This window comes from Bradyrhizobium sp. B097 (assembly GCF_038957035.1).
Lineage (GTDB): Bacteria > Pseudomonadota > Alphaproteobacteria > Rhizobiales > Xanthobacteraceae > Bradyrhizobium.
On the sequence record NZ_CP152412.1, the window covers coordinates 4,431,993 to 4,450,811 of the forward strand.

Consider the following 18,819-nt stretch of genomic DNA (forward strand, 5'->3'; position numbering starts at 1 on the left):
GACGAGGTTTATAGATGTTTTGTAGTCCGCAGATTGTAGCGACGCGCCCCGCTATACGTAGCGGCGGGTTCACGCCGACAACGCTTGACGCAGCGTCCGTCAGCAACGCCACGCTTTCGAATGGCAATCTGACCGCGACGCGCAGCAACACGAGCACCGGCGGTGCTCAATCGATTTCCTACAAGAGCGCCGGTAGGTTTTATTTCGAGGTCACAGTCGGAGCTTCACACGGCAGCACCGACACGATCGGTATTATGGCGTCCACCTACGGATACTTCCCGCTCATAAACGGCAATACTGGCGCGGGGTCCGGCATCTGGCTGAGCAACGGCAACATCATGAACAACGGCGGCAACGTTGGCAACATTGGGGCCGCCAATGCCGGGGGAAGTATTATCCGCGTGGCGCACGACGCCGTCGCAGGAAAGGCGTGGTATGCGCTCAATGGCGGAAGCTGGGACAACAACGGGACGCACGATCCAGCAACGAACGCGGGCGGCATTACGCTGATTGCAGCGCAGTACGCGCCGGTGGTTGCGTTTAGCCAATACGGTAGCCCGACTGTTGGCGATAACCTCACGGCCAATTTCGGCGCGGCAGCGTTTGTATACGCGGTTCCGTCGGGCTTCACCGCGGGATGGTCGGCGTGAGCTTCGTGCCCGAGATCTATTGCATCCACGCGGAGCCTCGAACCAAGGCGGCGGCGCTACCTGAGTGTCCGAATCCGCCGGTGCGCCCACAAGGTTCGGGGCGGCCTTTAGTGCTGAAGTTTCACTCGTCGGTACCTAGGGGCGTCGACGTTGCGGAGGGGCGCGCTGCGAAGCGCGATACCAACTACTATTTGCAAGCCATCCGCGACGCGAGTGACCGATCTATATCCATGTTGATCGATTGCGCCGGTGGTGAGGCGGGGAGCGCGGCGGCCATCGCGCTGGCTCTTCTGCACCACCCTTGGCGTGTCACGGCCCGGATTACTGGCCGGTGCTCGAGCGCAGCAATCTTTCTCGCGCTAGCGGCAGACTTTCGAACCATCGTACCGGGCGGAACGGTTTTGATTCACAGGTCTGCGCGGCTCTGCACTCCAGAACAATTCGAGGCCATGCGGCAGCTATCAGAAGCCGCCAAGGCGGCCATCAATGAATCGCTGACGGCAACCGATGATTTGACAGCTGCGGTGCTGACGTCACGTCTCGGTATCACCGAACTGCGCGCGCGCGATTGGATGACGCAAGGGCGCAACTGGACCGCAACGGAAGCCCTTGAGTTTGGTTTCGTTCATGCGATCGAAGATCACGCGGAGGTCGCATCGTGACTGGGGTCAATTGGCTTGTTGAGATAACTGCCGAGTCGATCCTGCAGTGTCGTGTTGGTGCGATTACCGCGCCTCCGCCCGTTGTTGGCGTAAGTTCTGCCTTCGACCCCGGCTCAATTTCTAACGCTACGCTGTCCAACGCCAATTTGACCGCGACGCGCAGCAACACAAGCACGGGCGGTGCCAGGTCCATCTCATATCAGAGTTCCGGCAAGTATTATTTTGAAGTCACCGTCGGCGCGTCGCATGGAAGCACGGATTTCGTCGGCGTCATGGCGGCTAGCTATGGCTATTTCCCTGCAGTCAACGGAAACACGGGTTCCGGAGTCGGCGTTTGGCTGGGCAGTGGAAGTATTGTCAGCAACGGCGGCCCATCCGGATCGGTGGGGGCTGCTGCTTCTGCAACCGGAAGCGTTATCGGCGTCGCGTTCGATGCCGATAACCAGCGGATATGGTTTCGTCTCAATGGCGGCAACTGGAATGGCATCGGCACAGCCGATCCAGCGACGAACACGGGAGGCGCCTCCTACCCAGTAGCCGCGATGGCGCCTGCGGTCGCGTTTAGTCCCTATGGCAGTCCAATTGTCGGTGACAACTTAACTGCCAACCTTGGGGCGTCGGCGTTTTCTGGATCTGTCCCGTTCGGGTTTACTTTGGGGTGGCCGCCATGAGGACAAGAATCGTATGCCTTCTCGCCGCCGCCTTCATAAACAAAGCGAACAACAACCTCGGTGCGATGAGAATCGAGACCAACCACGATCTTCGCAACTGGAGCCCGCGCAACGGGCTGATGAGTATGACTCTCACGCTGCGCTTTCAATTGATCCCGATGCTGATCTGCTAGTCGGAGTAGCCCGAGAAATTCGAATTCTGAAAGAATGATCTCTTTCCCGGAGTCGGCATTTAACTGATATCCGCCGCTGCTAAGCTTTGTAAGGCGCATCGTAAAATGTCCTCTCTGAAGTATGAGGATTGTTCCGCAACCAACGAGCGAGAGCAAGGCCTGTCGGCCTGGTTGCTCATCGACCGCATCGCGTTCCGAACTAGCCAGCGGGATAGGGGAAGGCTAGGTCCTGGCGCAAAGGTCAAGAGCGTCGGCATCCGCCTCAGTCTCTCAGGTGATTTTTGGCGCGAATAGATCGAACAGTTCCCGCTTAGTTCGCGCAAAATCAAACTTGCGGGCCGGAGCATTCTCGCCGCCAAAGATACCCGCGACCTTGAGGCCTCCGCCTCCTAGCACAGTGCCTGGTTTTGCATCCCTAACAGTTTCCCATCGGCCTACAGAGAACAGGAGATCGTCGTAGTTGGATTGGATATGCGCGATATTTTGCGCGCCGGTCCCGTTGGGGCCCGAGAATGAGATGCCGTATTCTAGTGTTGCCACTAGGTTTTCGTCGGCAACGTGTACGACAACGCCTGGCATTGAGTACACTCCGTAACCCGAAATCAAACGTCGTTCCTCATAGCTGGATGTTGCGTTGCGCCAAGTCGGTCCATTGCCGGCATCGAACTTTATATAAGGAGCGCGAACAGCCACTCTTCCTGCATTCACGAGGACAAGGATGAGATCCATCCTGTGCGCGAGGCCGGTGCGCGAAGTCTGTCGTGCGTACAGCTTAATGTCCAAGGCGCCATGACGTGCTCCCAGCATCAATTCGCGAACTTCGTCATGTTCGAGCACCCGAGTTCCATCGCTACCGCGTCTGAAATACTGATGGTGGAGATTGCTCATGTGAGGGCGGTCGTCCGAGGCTGGAACTTTTACGATCACGTAGCCGGCCGGGGGAGGCTCGCCCTCGACGGCGAAGACCTCGATACCGGGGTGCTGTGAAGACAGCCAGTCGGGAAGTGCGGCTACTACCAGGTTTCTAAACCGTGTGCAGTTACCTATCGGCTCCTTTGTCGAGGCGACGTCGATTCTATCAAGCTTCGCAGATTTGATACCAACAATGATAGTGCCGCCTTCGGCGTTGGCCATGCCGCAGACGGCCCTCGCCAATAGAGAGCGATCATCTTTGACTATCTGTTCGCCAGAGTTGTCCTTGAGACTTTTGAATTCAATGTGGAGTGTTTCCTCAGCTCGACTTGTCAGGAGGTCTTCGATTGCTGCCAGGCCTCTGGCCCTGATGTCGTCCGCAAGCATCGTCATTCAATCTCTCTCGCTGGAAAGTGAGCACACCGGCAATGTAACCGCAACCTACGCGGGCAGGGAAGCGCGGCTTGACCGACTTCTTGCGTCGGAACTGGCCTTGACGCGCTAGCTCTCGTGGGATTGCGAGCCGCTTCAGCGAGCGCTGTAATCGCGCGCATGAGGGACTATCCTACCAAGATCACGTTCCGCGAAATGCGTGAAACTGGCGCAACGCGCATCATCGTATTTTGCAAAGACTATCGGTGCTCTCACAACGTCCAGATGGACGCTGCGCGATGGCCAGACGAGATGCGGCTGTCCGATCTCGATCCGCGGTTCACCTGCACGGTCTGCGGCAAGCGAGGCTCGATCATACGTTCGGTAGACGCTCCGCCCAAAAAGGGCACGGGGACTTTTCAGACATCGTAGCTGCCGTCAGCAGCTGATCACTTCGCCCTTTGATATATGCGGTTCAGTTCATCGCGCCGCTGCTCCGTCGCCATTTGGGTGCCCAGTTGGATAAAGCAGTCAATCGACCGCTGCGTTCCCTGCCCGTATGTCCTGTTGCATTCGTCTCTGATGCGCTCCAGCTGCGCCTTGGGAGAATCATCCACGCTCTGGCTTGAAGCGATCGCTGCATAGAGGATGGCGACGGCGACCATGCAGGCAATGATCAACCCGAATTTCAATAATCCGGCAGATTCCGTCATGAAATATCCCTTAAAGAAAGGGCATAGCGTACCGCAACCTAGGCGCGCAGGGAAGTCGAGTTCCGACCGGCTTCAGTCCGGGTTTTTACGGTAGTTCGCCCGCGATTCATTCCCAGAGGGCACGCTCCGACAATAGCTCAACCAGCGGGGTCTTGCTGTCGAGGTGGGCCGGCGCATCTAGCGATATCGGCGTTCGTATATCGCCGTAGGTTCGATGCGCGAACATCCGGTAGCTCACGGTGAGGAACGATGGATATGCCGCCTTCGCGTTTTCAAGCTGTAGCCGCCCTTCCAGTACAGCCAGCATCATCTCACTCACGACCTCGCGACGCCGCTCGAACTCGAGCGTTTTGGGAACGACCTCGTCTATCGTAGTGAACACGATATGTGGCTGTGCGGCTAAGACGCCGGTCAGCGTAGGTTCTCGACTGACGATCGAAATCCTGCCGGATCGCGGTCGGATAATCGACGGTGGGCGTGTCGACCTCCAGTTGCCCCACGCCAACTTCAGCTTCGCCCTAGCATGCAACTGAGAAAGTGGACGAAGCTCGGCTTCCAATGCTGGATTATCCCGGAAGGCCGTTTGCAGCCCGACACATTTGATAATGGCACCTTTGCCCTTCGTGGCGTCTGTAAGCGTGCCGCCGCCTTTCACTATGTCGACCACCTTGGCTAATTGCTCCCTGGTGTAGCGGCCTCGCAAGTTCCACTGAGCACGGCAGATCTTGCACTCGCGATGTCGCCAGCCGTTGCGCTTGACTATCACGAGGGTCGTATTCTCGGGGGTGAGCTCGTGGCCGCGCGAACAATGCGTGCGAGCGGCGACGCGCTTTTTACAACCATCTAAGACGCGAGATTTGCTTCTCGCGTTAGCCAGCGCCAGCGCTCTCCGACCCCATTCCGGATGCAACTCGCAGTGCCTAAAGAAGGCCTTACGCGAACAGATTGGCGTGCGGCCAAAACCACCGATGATCGTTCGAAGGGCCTCGCCCGACTCGAGGCGCTCTATGATGGTCGCGGCTTCGGTCGAGTTCATCGTGAACTCTTGGCCACCGATGATGTCGCCCATGCAGAGCGCACATATTCTCTGAACGTGGTCGCGAGCCGCTCGATGGAAATTGGCTAAGGGCAGAACCTGTTCGCATCGTCGACAAAGCTGTGTCGTCATGGCGACCGCCTCCCGATTTTGAGCGGGAAGATCGAAATGCCATTCGGACGCACTTGCGAGGCTCGCTGCAGCGCACGTCCCGGAATCCTCGATATGCCAGTGCACAGCGGAAGGCTGCTTGGGGATATGGCTGGCTTGCGACGCGCGAAAGCCGCCCCAAGGGGGCTTGCTGTTCGCCTGCAAATCAGGTGGGATGGGGGCGGAGCGTGACAACTCCCGCCAAAGGCCTTGCCGGGCCAGTTTGGTACCAGAGCGATGGCAGGGCGATCCTTGCCGGGATCATCCGTCGCCATCGAAATCGAACGTGCCGATAGCCGTCGGCGCGAACCGGCGCATTATGCCGGGAGAGCGGCGGCTATACAAGACCCGCAAGGGGAAGGCCGTTGCGCATCGTCTCTGGCGGTGTTGTCACCCTCCCGGCGCCAGCGCTGTCCGCTGGCACCCGGCCGTGACAAGCCGGCAATTCCAGAGAAGCACCATGAAAGCACCCTTGGGAGTCCCAGCGCAGTCCGCTGGCGAGCTATATTTCCGAACCGACCTTCCCCCTGAAAAGATCTTCCAGACCATTGGTCGCCTCCGCAAAGAGGCGCGGGACGAGATAGACTGGTTGGTCCGGTTTCTCGACGATACGGACCAGCATATGGAGCGGGAGCCGGACGAGGACTTCGAGCCGTCGCTCGGTACCCAAGAGGCCTTCCCCGGGCAGGGGCGTGGCGGTGGCGGCGACGACCGTGAGCCGGACCTCGGTAGCTTCGACCGCATGCTGAACCAAGAACGCTGCAACCGGCAGCGCCTTGGCGAGGAGCGGGTCGAAGTCGACGCCGAGTTGGATCACGCCGATCTGGAGCCAGCCCTTGGCGCCCTGGATCACGATCACAGCCAGGTGCGCTGGGCCGCAGGCGGCCGTCGCGACCTTGAGCGTGATCCCGCCGAGTGCGGCATTGCCGACCTTGAGGGCCTATACGAACAGGGGGCCGAGACGCAGGACTGGCAGAAAGGGGTGCTGGCATGAAGCCGATATCCCGGAGACTTGGCCTGCAGATCATGGCCGCCGCCGCGGCGGCTCCGGCCACGGCATCAACCGCGACATCGGCAAATCCCGATGCCGAGCTAATCGAGCTCGCGCGGCAGTTCGTCGAATTAGCGCGGCATAGGGATGCATTAAACGATGAGAGCGGTCGTCTGTACGATATAGCCAGTCGGTCCTACCCTGAGGCCCGTTCGTTCGGCACCGTGGCAGCATACACTGCTGCTATCGACGCTATCGATGAGGCGGTGGGCGTCACGGCGGCGACGGCCGAGTTTGAGGATGCCATGGATCGGCTGCGGGCGATGTTTGCCCGGGTGATCACGATACGACCGAGAACCATCGAGGGCATGCGGGCGGTAGCCTCTGCGGTTCTGCATTTCGAATGGGACGGCAACAACGTCGAGTTCGATTCAGGCTTCGCAGGTGACGTCGAAGGCGCGGCGCTCGCTGTGCTGGTCGCCGGCCTGCTCGACAAGCCACTTCCGGAGCGTCTAACGGACTGGGCGGCTGCTTGGATTTGATCCCGTCCCAATAAAAGACGCCGCCGGTCTCACAAATACACGCCCGGCGGCGTTTTCTTCCTGAACTGGGACACTGAAATCCCCAGCACAGCTTAGATTGCAGGGCCTGTGCCATCGGCGACGTCAGGGGCGGGAAGGCTGTTTGTGGGTTGATCTGTGGGCTGGCATACGGCTTAGTATATTATTGCAGTAATATCAATATGTTGAGCCGATTATTATCGGCTGATGCCGCCGCTCGGGCCGCAGCGTCCGGGCTCCTATGATTTCGGCCGCGATCTCTATTTCCAGGGTATCGGCGCATCCGGTTTCGTGATGGGCGCAGTGAAGACCAGGGAGCCGCCGGCAACTGGCGGTCTCGCGCTGCGCTATGCCGCATTCATGCAGTGGCTGCGCGATGCCATCGACGCGCGCATCCGCACCACGCTCGATGGCGATCAGCGCGCGATCGCAACGGCACTGCTGACCGGCCGGCGCGATGCGATCACGACGCCGGTCAACGACGCGATGTTCATCTCCGGGCTCGGCCATGTGCTGTCGATCTCCGGCTACCACATGGCGGTGGTCGCGGGCGTCGTATTCTTCACGATCCGGGCGCTGCTTGCGCTGTTTCCGGCGCTGACGGCCGGGCACCCGATCAAGAAATGGGCGGCGGCGGCCGCGCTCGTCGCGGCGGCGTTCTACCTGCTGCTGTCGGGGGCGGAGGTCGCGACCCAGCGATCGTTCTTCATGACGGCCGTGGTGCTGATCGCGGTGATCGTCGACCGCCGCGCGATCACCTTCCGCACGCTGGCGGTGGCGGCGCTGATCGTGCTCGCGATCGCGCCGGAAGCGCTGGTGCATCCGAGCTTCCAGATGTCGTTTGCGGCGACGCTCGGGCTGGTGGCGCTGGTGCAGATCGGACTGCCGAACCTGCTGGCGTCGCCCGACCATTCGGCGACCGCACGGGTTGCGCTATGGGGCGGGCGTGAGCTCACGATGCTGATGCTGGCCTCGCTGGTGGCGGGGCTCGCGACGACGCCCTACGCCGCGTTCCATTTTCACCGCGTGACACCCTACGGGCTGCTGGCGAACCTTGCGGCGATGCCGGTGGTGTCGGCGGTCGTGATGCCGGCCGGCCTGCTCGGGCTGCTCGCCATGCCGTTCGGTTTCGACGGCGTGTTCTGGGCGATCATGGGGTTCGGCATCGACTGGATGATCCTGGTGACGCAATGGGTTGCTGCGCTGCCGGGCGCGGTCGGCCGGATGGCGGCGTTCGGAATCGGGCCGATGGTCGTGGCAAGCACGGGTCTCATCCTGCTCGGGCTGTTGCGCACGCCGCTGCGCTGGTCGGGCGCGGTGCTGTTGGTGGTGGCCTCGGTCTGGGCGCTGCGGGTGCCGCAGCCGGACGTGCTGGTCTCCGCCGACGGTCGCAACGTTGCGGTGCGGGGCGGCGACGGCCGGCTGCATCTCATGCACAGCGCGAAGGACGCCTTCCTCGTCAAGGAGTGGCTGGCGGCGGATGCCGATGCGCGGACCGCGACCGACGCGTCGCTCGGCGAGGGCGTCTCTTGCGATCCGAGCGGCTGTGTGACGCAGGGGCCCGGCGGCGCCTTCGTCGCGCTGGCGAGCCGGCCGGAGGCATTGGCCGACGATTGCGAGCGTGCGGCGCTGATCGTGACCGCGCGGCCGGCACCGCGGGGCTGCGCGGCCTCGGTGATCGATGCCGAGCGGTTGCGGCGCCACGGCGCGCTGGTGCTGCGGCGCATCAGGGACGGCTACGCCATCGATGCGGTCAAGCCCGGCGGGATCGACCGGCCGTGGTCGCCGGCGGTTCCCGGCGATGGCGAGAGCGAGACGACGCTACGCACACCCGCCAGCGCGCCGCGGCCCGCCGTGGATGCGACGCCGGCCGAGACCGATTTGCAGGGCGAAGATTAGCCGTTGTCGGGTGAGGGGCCGGTCGGCAACTCGAACAGGCCGAGATGGTATTCGTCGGAGTCAGGGCCGGCGTCGGGCTTCTTGACGAGGGTGAAGGAAGCCTCGGGGAATTGCTCCCAGACCTTCAGGTCGTCAGCCGTCACCGTCAGCCAGCCGAACCGGAACATGTAGCGGCCCGGCTCCGTGACGCGTCCAGCCTTTTGCCATGTGACCTTGTCGACCACCACGCACGTCCTCCGTGCCCGATGATGCGCCAAGGCGCGCGTCGACGCAATTCTCCAGCTGCGCCCCGGAGCCCGGCGTCCGGGGTCGCTCGAAATCGCTTAGGTCATCCGCCGCCGGACAGCTCATCCCGCGGCGACGATGCGTTCAACCCAAAAACAGCGACGCAAATGCGGAGGGGCGCCGCTCCACTATCTTCGGCTTCTGCTCGACCGGCGGATGCAGTGCCGGCAATTGCAGCACGCTGACGCGTTGTCCCTCGACGAGTTGGGTCACCAGCACATGGCTGCCGTCGGGGAATTCGACCGCGTCATGATGGCGATCGGGAACGTCGGGCTCGACTTCGTTGAACACTCCGACGCGGAAGTTCATCGTCTTGGTCCAGATCCAGCGGCTGTCGTAGCGAACGTTCTCGGCGAAAGCGAGCTCGGTGCCCGGCAGCATGCAGACCGCGACAGTGGGATCGGTCTCCGAAGCAAAGCCGCGGGTCGACGTGCCGCGGAAAGTCGTGGTGATCAGCGTCTCTCCAACAATGGCGGGGCGCGACGCCACGGCGTGCAGACTATAGTCACACATCGGATGGCTCCTCTAATCGAGGTAGCGACCCGTGCCTCTCCTTGAGGCATAGGGCCTCTACCAGAGTGGACGATAGCGAACGAGTGTCTCCTCGTTTCTGGGCGATTGTACGACTGGTCGCCCAACGCTCCCGATCACAAACACGCGACGCTGCGTGAGAGGTATCGGAGCGCATCGGGCAAACAGCACACTACCCTATCATCCAAGGAACGATCCGATGTGTCGCTCGTTCCCCGCCGCCGCAAGTATTTGAAATTCAGTATTTGCGATAGAGGCCGATCAGCTTGCCCTGGATGCGGACCCGGTTCGGCGGCAGAATGCGCACTTCATAGGCGGTGTTGGCCGGCTCCAGCGCGATCGACGCGCCGCGGCGGCGGAAGCGCTTCAGGGTGGCTTCCTCCTCGTCGATCAGCGCCACCACGATGTCGCCGGTGTTGGCGACGTCGTTGCGCTGGATCAGCGCCATGTCGCCGTCGAGGATACCGGCATCGACCATCGAGTCGCCGCGCACTTCCAGCGCATAGTGCTCGCCGGAGCCAAGCATGTCGGGCGGTACGCTGATGGTGTGGCTGCGGGTCTGCAGCGCCTCGATCGGCGTACCGGCGGCGATCCGGCCCATCACGGGGACCGCGACCGGACGGTTGCCGTCGTCCTCGGCGATCGGCGGCGTGCTTGTGCGCTTGCCGAGGGTGCCTTCGATGACGCTCGGGGTGAAGCCGCGGCGGCCGTTGCCGCCGCCGGCCGCGAGCTCGGGCAGCTTGATGACTTCGATGGCGCGGGCGCGGTTGGGCAGGCGGCGGATGAAGCCGCGCTCTTCCAGTGCAGTGATCAGGCGGTGGATTCCGGACTTCGAGCGCAGGTCGAGTGCATCCTTCATCTCGTCGAACGAGGGCGGTACGCCGGCCTCCTTCAGACGTTCATTGATGAAACGCAGAAGTTCGTACTGTTTGCGCGTGAGCATCTCGAGTATTCCCCCGGTTGGTAGCGTCGTTCGATTCCGAGACTTTTCAGGCGGGGCCTGACCTCAGGAGCACGGTGCTCATCACAAGCGCTCCCTCGCGGCCTCCCATTTGTACACACCAGTACTCGAAACAAATCATGAACGGACACTATATGTTCGATATGTGTTCCGCAACCACTTAATTTCCGGTGAACGCATCCGGCGAGCGCTCAAGCGATGCGGTCTGCGCCGTCACTCGGGCAGTGTCAGGATCTCGCATTCGCTGCCTTTGACGGCGGCGGGCGCAAACGGTGGACGCACGAGAAGTGCCCGTGCCGCAGCGAGATTCCCGAGCAGGGACGAGTCCTGCTGCATGACAGGCGTTGCGATCAGCGTGCCGTCCTCGCGCGCCTCCAGACGCGCCCGCAGATAGTCCTCGCGCTGGTCGTTGGCGGCGAGGTCGCGGCCGAGCAATGCGCTCGCGCGGCGATGATGAACAGCTTTTCGGCCGCTCAACGCCCGAATCAACGGCACCAGAAACAGGAAGGCGCAGACATAGGAGGACACCGGATTGCCGGGCAGGCCGATCACCCGCATTGCGCCGAGCCGGCCATGCATCATCGGCTTGCCGGGCCGCATCGCGATCCGCCAGAACGCCATCTTGACGCCCTCGGCCTCCAGCGACTGCTTGACCAGGTCGTGGTCGCCGACCGAGGCGCCGCCGGTCGTGATCAGGATGTCGGCACCGGTCTCGCGCGCCCGGCGGATGCCGGCGGTGGTGGCTTCCACCGTGTCGGCGGCAACCCCGAGATCGACGGTCTCGGCGCCTTCGGCGCGGGCCAGCGCCCGCAGCGCATAGCCGTTGGAATAGACGATCTGGCCGGCGCCGGGCTCCGAGCCCGGCATCACCAGCTCGTCGCCGGTCGCCAGCACCGCGACCTTCGGACGGCGGTGCACCGCAAGCTCCGGATAGTTCATGGCGGCCGCCAGCGACAGCGCGCGATCGGAGAGGCGGCTGCCGGCATCGAGCAGTACGTCGCCTTCACGGAAGTCGACGCCGGCCGGGCGGATGTGCCGTCCGGCGGCAGCTAGCTCGGTGATCGTGATGTGGTCGCCGTCGACGGCGGTGTCTTCCTGGATGATGACGGCGTCGGCGCCGTTAGGGATCACGCCGCCGGTAAAAATTCGCACCGCTTCGCCGGCGCCGACCATTCGCTCGAGCGGCCGGCCGGCGGCGACTTCGCCGATCACTCTGAGCCGGGCCGTCAGATCACCGGCGTCGGCCGCGCGCACGGCATAGCCGTCCATCGCCGACATCGGCTGCGGCGGCTGGGTGCGCAGCGCGGCGAGGTCGCGCGCCAGGGTGCGGTGGTAGGCGGCATCGAGCGCGACCATCTCCTCCGGCAGCGGTTCGGCGCCGGCGAGGACGGCGGACAGGGCATCGGCAACCGGCATCAGGGCCACGCTCGGAGCTCCTTCAATCCTAATGTTCAATACCAAGTGCAGTCAGAGCCCTCGCCACGTCATCCGTCGATGTCACGTGGATGGCATGAAGGCCGCGCGCCCGCGCGCCCTCGATGTTGGCGGCCAGGTCGTCGAAGAACAGGATCCGCGACGCCGGCACGCCGATGGCTTTTACCACATGATCGTAGGCCTCGGCGTCGGGTTTCCGATGGCCGATCGTCGAGGACAGGAAGACGGTGCGGAAATGGCTGAGCAGCTCGGCATGGACGGCCGAGAAATGCGTAACGTGGGCCGGATTGGTGTTGGAGAAGGCGTAGAGCGGCATCCGCTTCGCGGCGGTGGCGAGCAGGGGGGCGATGCCCGGCATCTCGCCGGTGAAGATCGCATTCCAGCCTTCGAGGAACTGCGCATCGGTGAGGTTGACGCCGAGCGTCCGGCGCAGATTTGCGAAGAACGCCGCGTCGTCGATCCGGCCGATCTCGTGATGCTTGAAGCTGTCGTCGACGACAAATCGCGTGGCGAGGTCGGCCGGCGCGCAGCCGGCATGCTGCGCCCAGTGCGCCATCACCTTCTCGAAGTCGATGTCGAGCACGACGCGGCCGATATCGAACAGCAGCACGTCGACGGAATCGGGAGAGAGTTGCGAGGTCATTGCGTGAAACCGTGTACGAGAATTGCGGGCGGGCGGCAATGTCCCCGATTTGTGCGGCAGGCATGCGACGAAGGTGGCGAGGTGTCGTCCCTGCGAAAGCAGGCCCAGGGCGGCCACGGCGAAGCTTTCAATCCCGTCATCCCCGGACTCCGCTCCGCGGCTTCTTCCAGCGACAAAGGCGAAGCCTTTGCGCGGGGGTGACGATGATAGAGACGAACCCGCGATCTCCCCCAATCGTCGTCCTGGCGAAAGCCAGGACCCATAACCACGACATTCGTTGATGAGTGGGATCGCGGCCCCAGCGTCGCGCAACAATGGACACTAGGTGGTGTGGACTCTAAGGATTCCCTTTTAGGAGCAAATCAGATTCAAGGCTGCTTTTGGGAGGCAGCCTTGGGTGCGATGGACCGATTGGTGTTGAGCGACGCGACGTGGGAGCGGATGGCGCCGCTGATCATAGGGCGCCCCGATCAGAAGGGCTCTACCGGGCGCGACAACCGGATGTTCGTGGAAGGTGTGCTGTGGATCGTGCGTACGGGGTCTCCCTGGCGCGATCTCCCTGAGGTCTTTGGGGATTGGAACAGCGTGTTCCGACGCTTCAGCCGATGGAGCATCAAGGGTGTTTGGTGGCGGATATTCGAGGCGATGTCCGATGACCCGGACTTCGAATATCTGATCGTCGATTCCACCATCGTTCGGGCGCATCAGCACGCCGCCGGGGCCAAAAAGGGGGGTCTGAAGATCAAGCGATCGGCCGCTCGCGCGGGGGCCTGAGCACCAAGATACATATGGCCGTTCGAGGCTTGGGATGTCCCGTGCGGTTCACGCTTACCGCAGGTCAGAAGGGCGATGCACCGCAGGCCGCCGCATTGATTGAGGGCTTATCCGCCGAGGTCGTCATGGCCGACACGGCCTATGATGCCGATCACTTGCGCCAAGCCATCGCCGCCAAGGGCGCGCTCGCCGTCATTCCCAACAACCCGTCACGCGCGCTCAAATATCCGCTCGACAAGCATCTCTATGCCCAGCGCCATCTCGTGGAATGCTGCTTCTCAAAGCTCAAGCAGTTCCGACGCGTCGCAACCCGCTTCGAAAAGACCGCCCGAAATTATCGCGCCGTCGTCACCCTCGCAGCCATTGTCCTATGGATGCGCTAGTGTCCACACTACCTAGGGGTAATGGGTCCTGGCTTTCGCCAGGACGACATCAAATGTGTGGCGCGGTCTTCGTCCCGATCGTCGCCCGCACGAAAGCAGGGACCCATAACCACAGGCTCGTGTTGTTGATGAGGGCTGTGGCCCCGGCGTCGCGCAACAATCACCTTCCAGCGACTTGTTGCTTGCCGGGCAGACCTCTCACATTCTGGAAAGCGCCAGGCCGAGGTAGGCGATCAGCGCGCCGGTGCTGAGGATGACGACGACGAGCGCCTGCTCTGAACGCGCCTGCAGGGTTTTTCGGCTCACGGCGATGACGCTCCATCCTTCGAGATCATGGTGCCCAACTAACATCGGCTGATATCCGTTCCGGTTCCTGCCCGGGAACTTTCATCAATGTCGGCTGCCTAGGCATGGCGCGTCTCGTTGCAGGCCAGAAACGCGCAACGCCGCCCGCATTGAAATAGGACGGGCGACGTTGGTTCTAGCCCCAGGAGGAATGGCAAAATCCTGACGTTATGGATACGCGCGAGCGAGCAATAAGGTTCAGTCTTCGACCCGTATGAATCCGGTAACTCCGAAGGAACAAAGGAAAGCGCCGGGGCGAGGTCTAGGATGGTGTGACCAAGTTGCTCTGGCCTCAGCGTGTACCCCCTCGCTGGGGCCCTTCTTTGAGCAGCGATCTCGATGAGCGCGGCTAGCAATGCAAGCCGGCCCCCGATGCGGGCTCACTGTTCGCCCAGATCGATCGGCGTGAGGATGCTCTGCCGCAGCGCGAGGCGGACCAGCTCGATATCCGTGCTGACGCCGAGCTTGTCCTTGATCAGGGAATGCAGGTTCGCGACTGTCTTGGGGCTGAGATGCAGTGCCTCGGCGATCTCGTCGGTGGTCTTTTCCGCAAGCAGCATGCGCAGCACCTCGAACTCCCGAGCGGTCAGGAGGTCGGCGGCGGCGGTCTCGCCGGCGAGGTGGCTGAGCGCGAGTTCGTGGTCGATGTCCGGGCTGATCGCGATCTTGCCCGACAGCGCGTCCATCACGGCGTGCACCAGCGTCTCCGGCGGGCTGGTCTTGGTGACATAGCCGCTCGCGCCGGCGCGGATCGCCTGCACGGCAAACGCCGCGTTCTGGTGCATGGTGAACACCAGGATCTTTGCCCGCTTGTCCCACTGCCTGAGGCGCCGGATGGCTTCGATGCCGCCGATGCCGGGCATCGACAGGTCCATGATGACGAGGTCGGGCCCGGTCTCCTTGTAAAGGCGGTAGGCCTCGACGCCGTCGGAGGCTTCGGCGACGACCGAGAGGCCCGGCTGCTTCTGCAGCATCGCCCGGTAGCCCTCGCGAACGACGGCGTGGTCGTCGACCAGCATGATAGTTCGCGTCGTATTGCTCATGCCGCGCGTTCCACAAATGCGGCCTCTCGGCCGGCTGCGACGGGAACGCTGACACGGAGCGAAGAGCCGTTGGACTGTCCGGCCCCGAAGCTCAGCCGCCCGCCGAGCGCGGCGACCCGCTCGCGCATGCCGAGCAGGCCCATGCCGGACTTCACTTGAGTATCGCCGGGCCTGCCATCATCATCGATCGCGAGCACGATTTCGCCGCCGCCGGCCGAAGCCGTCTCGCGCATCTCGAGCCGCAGCATGACGCGCGTTGCGTCGGCGTGCTTGGCTGCGTTGGTGAGCGCCTCCTGCACGATGCGGTAGAGATTGGCGCCGGTGGAGGCGGGGATGTGCTCGAACGATCCCGATACGGCGATCTCGAACCGCGGCTGTCCCCGGCTGCGGCTGTTCCAGCCCGCGATCAGGCCCTCCAGACTGGCTGCAAGGCCGAGTTCGTCGACATCGGGCGGGCGCAACCTGAAGAGGGCGCCGCGCAACGTCTCCATCATGTCGGTCGCGGTCCGCGCGATGCCGTCGCATTCGGTGAGCAAAGGCGGGCAATCCTGCACCGCGGTCAGGCGCGCCGAGGCAGCGAGGGCGCGGATCGCCGCCAGCGATTGCCCGAACTCGTCGTGCAGCTCGCGCGCGAGATGCTGGCGTTCCTCGTCCTGCACCACGATCAGTTTTTGCGTCAGGGCGTTGCGGTCGGAGAGCGCAGTGGCGAGGCGCTCGGCGAGATGGTTGAAGACGTCGCCGATCGCCGACAATTCGGCGAGGTCGAACGCCGGCAGGCGCGCGGTGAGGTCGCCAGCGGCGATCCGTTCAAGCCCGTCGCGGATCAGCCGCGTCGGACGCAGCGCACGCGACAGCGCCGCATAGACCAGGGCGCAGAGCAACGGCAGCGCGAGCATCAGCACCGTCATCAGCCGGCCGGCGTCGTGCCAGGCCTCGGTCGTCAGCACGGCCGGATCGACCCAGACCACGGCCTCGCCGATCGCTTGGCCGCGCGCAATCACCGGGCGCACGGTCTCCCGGCCGGGATCGAACAGGCGGCGATAGAGTGCCGCGAAGGCCTGTGGCGGCGCGGCCGTATCGGTCTGCGTGCCGCCGCAGAAGCGCTGGCTGATCTCGCCGCCATTGCTGCGAAAGGCGAGGCACAGGCCGGGTGCCATGACCGAGGCGGCAACGCTGTCGAGATCGGGGAAATCGGAGCGTGGATTGTTCAGCCACTGGATCTTGCTCTGCTGCAACTCGAGCGTCCTGGCGGCGACATCTGCAACGGCAGCGATCCTGGCGCGCACCGATCGGTCGGCGTCGATCAGGAAGTAGCCGGAGATCGCGGCAAAGCAGAGCATCGACACCGCAGCCACACGCAACGTCAGCCGCAGCTTCAGATCGCTTCCGGACCAATTGCGCATCGGCGTATCCTCAGAAGTCGCAGACGACCTTCGGCGCGCGGTTGCGGGCAGGGCCGTCACGTCCATTAAACGGCAGAAAGGAAGCGTCGAGAAGCACTGCCTTGGGTGCGGACCACGGTCGTGAAAATTTCCCGGCACCGGCCGGGAGGCGCTCCGCTGCGGCGCGGTGCCCCGCCGGCCTAGGCTGCGACCCAACCGACCGCACCAGCATCTGAAAGGCTTCGATCATGCACCAGTCCCGCCTCGTCGTGCGCGTCCTCGCGTTGATCGGCCTTCTGGCCGGATCTTGTCCGCTGCGCGCCGAGACCGGCGCCGCATCCCCGCTTGGCGTCAGCATCGATGATTTCAGCTATGTCGACACCTCGGGCGAGGTGATCGACCAGACCGCCGTGCATCAGAAGCGGCTGGATGCGTTCATGGCTGCGCTGCGCGCCGATGTCGCTGCGGAGCCGCGCTATCGCCTGGTGCCGTCGGCGGCGCCCGCCGGCGAGGCTCAGATCAAGGTGGTCGGCGGCGTGCAGAAGATGAGCACGCTGGTGCAGTGGGCCAAGGTCGCGGTCATCGATGTTGGCGCGAGCCGTGTGCTGTACGAAAAGCTCTACACGTTTCGCGGCGACAATGACGAGGCATGGAACCATGCGCGGATGTTCGTGTCGCGCGAGGTGCGCGCCGTTCTTGCCGCTGCGCTGCCGACGGCAAAGGCCGCCGCCGTGGCGCCGATCGGGCTTGCGGTGTTCGAGTTCGAGCTCGAGGACAATTCCGCGGCACCGTCGTCCGGCCTTGCCGGCTCCGATGCTGCCACGCTGGCCGATGTCACCCGGGGCGTCCGCGACCGGCTTGCGCAATCGGGCCGCTACCGCCTGGTCGATACCGGCGGCGCAATGGCCGAGCCCGTCAAGGCGCCGGCGCTGCGCGACTGCGACGGCTGCGAGGCGGCGATCGCGCAGAAGCTCGGCGCCGATCAATCGCTGATCGGCGTGATCAGGCGGGTCAGCCGGACCGAATACACGGTCGGCTTCCAGGTGCGCGACGCGCGCAGCGGCGCGGTTGTCTCACGCGGCGACAGCGGCTTGCGGATGGGCGCCGACTATTCATGGACCCGCGGCGCGGTTCACCTGGTCGGCGACCGCCTGCTCGAGGGCGGAGCGCAGCAGTAGTCACGGCGAACTATAGCAAAGCGCGATAGCTGATAGACACACCGTCGTCTATCGCCGCGCCTGTGTGTGGGCTATCACCGCCATCTGATCACCGCACAGGAGCCGCCGATGCGCTTGCCCGCCATCCTTTTTGCTCTCACGCTCGCTGCGAGCCCCGCGGCAGCCGAGGAGCCGTCGGGCACGCTGCAGAAGGTCAAGGAGACCAGGAAGGTCACGCTGGGCTTTCAGGAGGCCTCCGTTCCCTTCAGCTATCTCGACGACAATCAGCGGCCGATCGGGTTCGCGCTCGATATCTGCCTCAAGATCGTCGATGCCGTGAAGAAGGAGCTGGGCATGCCCGACATCGCGGTCGACTATCTCCCGGTGACCTCGTCGAACCGCATCCCGCTGATGGTCAACGGCACGATCGACCTGCACTGCTCGGCGACCACCAACAGCGCCGAGCGCCAGAAGCAGGTGACCTTCACCAACTCGCACTTCCTGAGCGCGACGCGGTTTGCCGCCAAGAAATCGTCCGGCATCAACACCATCGACGACCTCAAGGGCAAGTCGGTCACCGCCGTTGCAGGCTCGGTGAACCTGACCCAGCTCATCAAGGTCAACACCGAACGCAAGCTCGGCATCAACGTTCAGCCGGCCAAGGACCAGGCCGAAGCGTTTTTGATGCTGGAGACCGATCGCGCCCAGGCCTATGCGCTCGACGACGTCCAGCTTGCGGTGGCGATCGCGCGATCCAAGCAGCCGGCGCTGTACATGATCAGCGAGGAGGCCTTCTCGAAGGCCGAGCCCTTTGGAATCATGCTGCGCCGGGAGGACGCGCCGTTCAAGGCGCTCGCCGACCGCGCCACGGCCGAGCTGTACAAGAGCCCGGAGATCGAGGTCATGTACAAGAAGTGGCTGGAAGCGCCGACCCCGCCGAACGGCATTAACTACAACGTCCCGATCTCGCCGGCGCTGCGCAACGCGTTCGCCCATCCGAGCTCGAGCTTCGATCCCGACGTGTACGAGATCGCCAAGTAGCGCGGCTGCAATAGCCCGGATATCGCTGCGCTCATCCGGGCTACGTTTCGT

The 18,819-nt window shown here is 63.4% G+C and carries 20 protein-coding genes and 1 pseudogene; 10 read left to right on the plus strand and 11 right to left on the minus strand.

From position 1 onward, the window contains the following. Nucleotides 1-14: 14 nt before the first annotated feature. From AAFG07_RS20880 to AAFG07_RS20895, 4 genes are read left to right on the plus strand one after another with little or no spacing between them, the layout of a single operon-like run. The gene (locus AAFG07_RS20880; protein WP_342728878.1) at nucleotides 15-650 is read left to right on the plus strand and encodes a hypothetical protein; all 636 of its coding nucleotides are present in this window, start codon (nucleotides 15-17) and stop codon (nucleotides 648-650) included. Beyond that, nucleotides 647-1,312 (plus strand): ATP-dependent Clp protease proteolytic subunit, encoded by a 666-nt coding sequence (locus AAFG07_RS20885; protein WP_342728879.1) that lies wholly within the window; start codon nucleotides 647-649, stop codon nucleotides 1,310-1,312. The genes AAFG07_RS20880 and AAFG07_RS20885 overlap by 4 nt, the downstream gene beginning before the upstream one ends. Continuing rightward, nucleotides 1,309-1,983, plus strand: coding sequence for an SPRY domain-containing protein (locus tag AAFG07_RS20890; RefSeq protein WP_342728880.1), 675 nt, complete (start codon nucleotides 1,309-1,311; stop codon nucleotides 1,981-1,983). Before AAFG07_RS20885 ends, AAFG07_RS20890 begins: the two co-directional genes overlap by 4 nt. Beyond that, a complete protein-coding gene (locus AAFG07_RS20895) occupies nucleotides 1,980-2,156 on the plus strand; it encodes a hypothetical protein (protein WP_342728882.1) in 177 nt (58 codons plus the stop codon). Before AAFG07_RS20890 ends, AAFG07_RS20895 begins: the two co-directional genes overlap by 4 nt. Before the next feature lie 270 nt (nucleotides 2,157-2,426). Here AAFG07_RS20895 and AAFG07_RS20900 read toward each other — a convergent pair whose 3' ends face one another. From AAFG07_RS20900 to AAFG07_RS20910, 3 genes are all read right to left on the minus strand, one after another. Next, complete coding sequence (locus AAFG07_RS20900; protein ID WP_342728883.1) at nucleotides 2,427-3,461, minus strand: ATP-binding protein; 1,035 nt, start codon at nucleotides 3,459-3,461, stop codon at nucleotides 2,427-2,429. A 428-nt stretch (nucleotides 3,462-3,889) separates the two neighbouring features. After that, complete coding sequence (locus AAFG07_RS20905; RefSeq protein ID WP_342728884.1) at nucleotides 3,890-4,153, minus strand: hypothetical protein; 264 nt, start codon at nucleotides 4,151-4,153, stop codon at nucleotides 3,890-3,892. A gap of 106 nt (nucleotides 4,154-4,259) precedes the next feature. Continuing rightward, the gene (locus AAFG07_RS20910; protein WP_342728885.1) at nucleotides 4,260-5,222 is read right to left on the minus strand and encodes a hypothetical protein; all 963 of its coding nucleotides are present in this window, start codon (nucleotides 5,220-5,222) and stop codon (nucleotides 4,260-4,262) included. A 577-nt stretch (nucleotides 5,223-5,799) separates the two neighbouring features. Between AAFG07_RS20910 and AAFG07_RS20915 the strand changes: the two genes are divergently transcribed. The 3 genes from AAFG07_RS20915 (at nucleotide 5,800) to AAFG07_RS20925 (ending at nucleotide 8,789) form a co-directional block, all read left to right on the plus strand. Beyond that, a complete protein-coding gene (locus AAFG07_RS20915; RefSeq protein WP_342728886.1) occupies nucleotides 5,800-6,333 on the plus strand; it encodes a hypothetical protein in 534 nt (177 codons plus the stop codon). Further along, complete coding sequence (locus AAFG07_RS20920) at nucleotides 6,330-6,872, plus strand: hypothetical protein (RefSeq protein ID WP_342728887.1); 543 nt, start codon at nucleotides 6,330-6,332, stop codon at nucleotides 6,870-6,872. Before AAFG07_RS20915 ends, AAFG07_RS20920 begins: the two co-directional genes overlap by 4 nt. Nucleotides 6,873-7,097: 225 nt before the next feature. After that, nucleotides 7,098-8,789 carry a ComEC/Rec2 family competence protein gene (locus AAFG07_RS20925; protein ID WP_342728888.1) on the plus strand — a complete coding sequence of 564 codons (1,692 nt, stop codon included), beginning with the start codon at nucleotides 7,098-7,100 and terminating at the stop codon, nucleotides 8,787-8,789. Here AAFG07_RS20925 and AAFG07_RS20930 read toward each other — a convergent pair. The 5 genes from AAFG07_RS20930 to AAFG07_RS20950 form a co-directional block, all read right to left on the minus strand. Then, nucleotides 8,786-9,013, minus strand: a complete 228-nt coding sequence (locus AAFG07_RS20930; protein WP_092114591.1) for a hypothetical protein — start codon at nucleotides 9,011-9,013, stop codon at nucleotides 8,786-8,788. The two genes, AAFG07_RS20925 and AAFG07_RS20930, sit on opposite strands and share 4 nt — an antisense overlap. A gap of 145 nt (nucleotides 9,014-9,158) precedes the next feature. Further along, nucleotides 9,159-9,587, minus strand: a complete 429-nt coding sequence (locus tag AAFG07_RS20935; protein ID WP_342728889.1) for a hypothetical protein — start codon at nucleotides 9,585-9,587, stop codon at nucleotides 9,159-9,161. Nucleotides 9,588-9,843: 256 nt separating this feature from the next. Next, nucleotides 9,844-10,548 (minus strand): transcriptional repressor LexA, encoded by a 705-nt coding sequence (gene lexA / locus AAFG07_RS20940; protein ID WP_342728890.1) that lies wholly within the window; start codon nucleotides 10,546-10,548, stop codon nucleotides 9,844-9,846. A 231-nt stretch (nucleotides 10,549-10,779) separates the two neighbouring features. Beyond that, nucleotides 10,780-11,991, minus strand: a complete 1,212-nt coding sequence (glp, locus tag AAFG07_RS20945; protein ID WP_342728891.1) for a gephyrin-like molybdotransferase Glp — start codon at nucleotides 11,989-11,991, stop codon at nucleotides 10,780-10,782. Nucleotides 11,992-12,010: 19 nt separating this feature from the next. Next, nucleotides 12,011-12,643 (minus strand): HAD family phosphatase, encoded by a 633-nt coding sequence (locus AAFG07_RS20950; RefSeq protein WP_342729202.1) that lies wholly within the window; start codon nucleotides 12,641-12,643, stop codon nucleotides 12,011-12,013. Nucleotides 12,644-13,084: 441 nt separating this feature from the next. Between AAFG07_RS20950 and AAFG07_RS20955 the strand changes: the two are divergent. Further along, nucleotides 13,085-13,800 (plus strand): annotated as a pseudogene (locus AAFG07_RS20955) (IS5 family transposase). Nucleotides 13,801-13,998: 198 nt separating this feature from the next. Here AAFG07_RS20955 and AAFG07_RS20960 read toward each other — a convergent pair. The 3 genes from AAFG07_RS20960 to AAFG07_RS20970 form a co-directional block, all read right to left on the minus strand. Further along, a complete protein-coding gene (locus AAFG07_RS20960) occupies nucleotides 13,999-14,151 on the minus strand; it encodes a hypothetical protein (protein ID WP_342728893.1) in 153 nt (50 codons plus the stop codon). A 374-nt stretch (nucleotides 14,152-14,525) separates the two neighbouring features. Further along, complete coding sequence (locus AAFG07_RS20965; RefSeq protein ID WP_342728894.1) at nucleotides 14,526-15,188, minus strand: response regulator transcription factor; 663 nt, start codon at nucleotides 15,186-15,188, stop codon at nucleotides 14,526-14,528. Beyond that, complete coding sequence (locus AAFG07_RS20970; protein ID WP_342728895.1) at nucleotides 15,185-16,591, minus strand: histidine kinase; 1,407 nt, start codon at nucleotides 16,589-16,591, stop codon at nucleotides 15,185-15,187. The genes AAFG07_RS20965 and AAFG07_RS20970 overlap by 4 nt, the downstream gene beginning before the upstream one ends. 227 nt (nucleotides 16,592-16,818) lie before the next feature. On the opposite strand from AAFG07_RS20970, the gene AAFG07_RS20975 reads away from it, so the two are divergent. Both AAFG07_RS20975 and AAFG07_RS20980 read left to right on the plus strand, forming a co-directional pair. Continuing rightward, nucleotides 16,819-17,748, plus strand: coding sequence for a DUF2380 domain-containing protein (locus AAFG07_RS20975; protein WP_342728896.1), 930 nt, complete (start codon nucleotides 16,819-16,821; stop codon nucleotides 17,746-17,748). 108 nt (nucleotides 17,749-17,856) lie between these two features. After that, nucleotides 17,857-18,768 carry an amino acid ABC transporter substrate-binding protein gene (locus tag AAFG07_RS20980; protein ID WP_342728898.1) on the plus strand — a complete coding sequence of 304 codons (912 nt, stop codon included), beginning with the start codon at nucleotides 17,857-17,859 and terminating at the stop codon, nucleotides 18,766-18,768. Nucleotides 18,769-18,819 lie beyond the last annotated feature (51 nt).

Coding starts and splice junctions, on each gene's coding strand:
- AAFG07_RS20880 (WP_342728878.1), top strand. CDS start 15: ATGTTTTGTAGTCCGCAGATTGTAGCGACGCGCCCCGCTATACGTAGC.
- AAFG07_RS20895 (WP_342728882.1), top strand. CDS start 1,980: ATGAGGACAAGAATCGTATGCCTTCTCGCCGCCGCCTTCATAAACAAA.
- AAFG07_RS20900 (WP_342728883.1), bottom strand. CDS start 3,461: ATGACGATGCTTGCGGACGACATCAGGGCCAGAGGCCTGGCAGCAATC.
- AAFG07_RS20905 (WP_342728884.1), bottom strand. CDS start 4,153: ATGACGGAATCTGCCGGATTATTGAAATTCGGGTTGATCATTGCCTGC.
- AAFG07_RS20910 (WP_342728885.1), bottom strand. CDS start 5,222: ATGGGCGACATCATCGGTGGCCAAGAGTTCACGATGAACTCGACCGAA.
- AAFG07_RS20915 (WP_342728886.1), top strand. CDS start 5,800: ATGAAAGCACCCTTGGGAGTCCCAGCGCAGTCCGCTGGCGAGCTATAT.
- AAFG07_RS20920 (WP_342728887.1), top strand. CDS start 6,330: ATGAAGCCGATATCCCGGAGACTTGGCCTGCAGATCATGGCCGCCGCC.
- AAFG07_RS20925 (WP_342728888.1), top strand. CDS start 7,098: ATGCCGCCGCTCGGGCCGCAGCGTCCGGGCTCCTATGATTTCGGCCGC.
- AAFG07_RS20935 (WP_342728889.1), bottom strand. CDS start 9,587: ATGTGTGACTATAGTCTGCACGCCGTGGCGTCGCGCCCCGCCATTGTT.
- lexA (WP_342728890.1), bottom strand. CDS start 10,548: ATGCTCACGCGCAAACAGTACGAACTTCTGCGTTTCATCAATGAACGT.
- AAFG07_RS20950 (WP_342729202.1), bottom strand. CDS start 12,643: ATGACCTCGCAACTCTCTCCCGATTCCGTCGACGTGCTGCTGTTCGAT.
- AAFG07_RS20960 (WP_342728893.1), bottom strand. CDS start 14,151: ATGTTAGTTGGGCACCATGATCTCGAAGGATGGAGCGTCATCGCCGTG.
- AAFG07_RS20965 (WP_342728894.1), bottom strand. CDS start 15,188: ATGAGCAATACGACGCGAACTATCATGCTGGTCGACGACCACGCCGTC.
- AAFG07_RS20970 (WP_342728895.1), bottom strand. CDS start 16,591: ATGCGCAATTGGTCCGGAAGCGATCTGAAGCTGCGGCTGACGTTGCGT.
- AAFG07_RS20975 (WP_342728896.1), top strand. CDS start 16,819: ATGCACCAGTCCCGCCTCGTCGTGCGCGTCCTCGCGTTGATCGGCCTT.
- AAFG07_RS20980 (WP_342728898.1), top strand. CDS start 17,857: ATGCGCTTGCCCGCCATCCTTTTTGCTCTCACGCTCGCTGCGAGCCCC.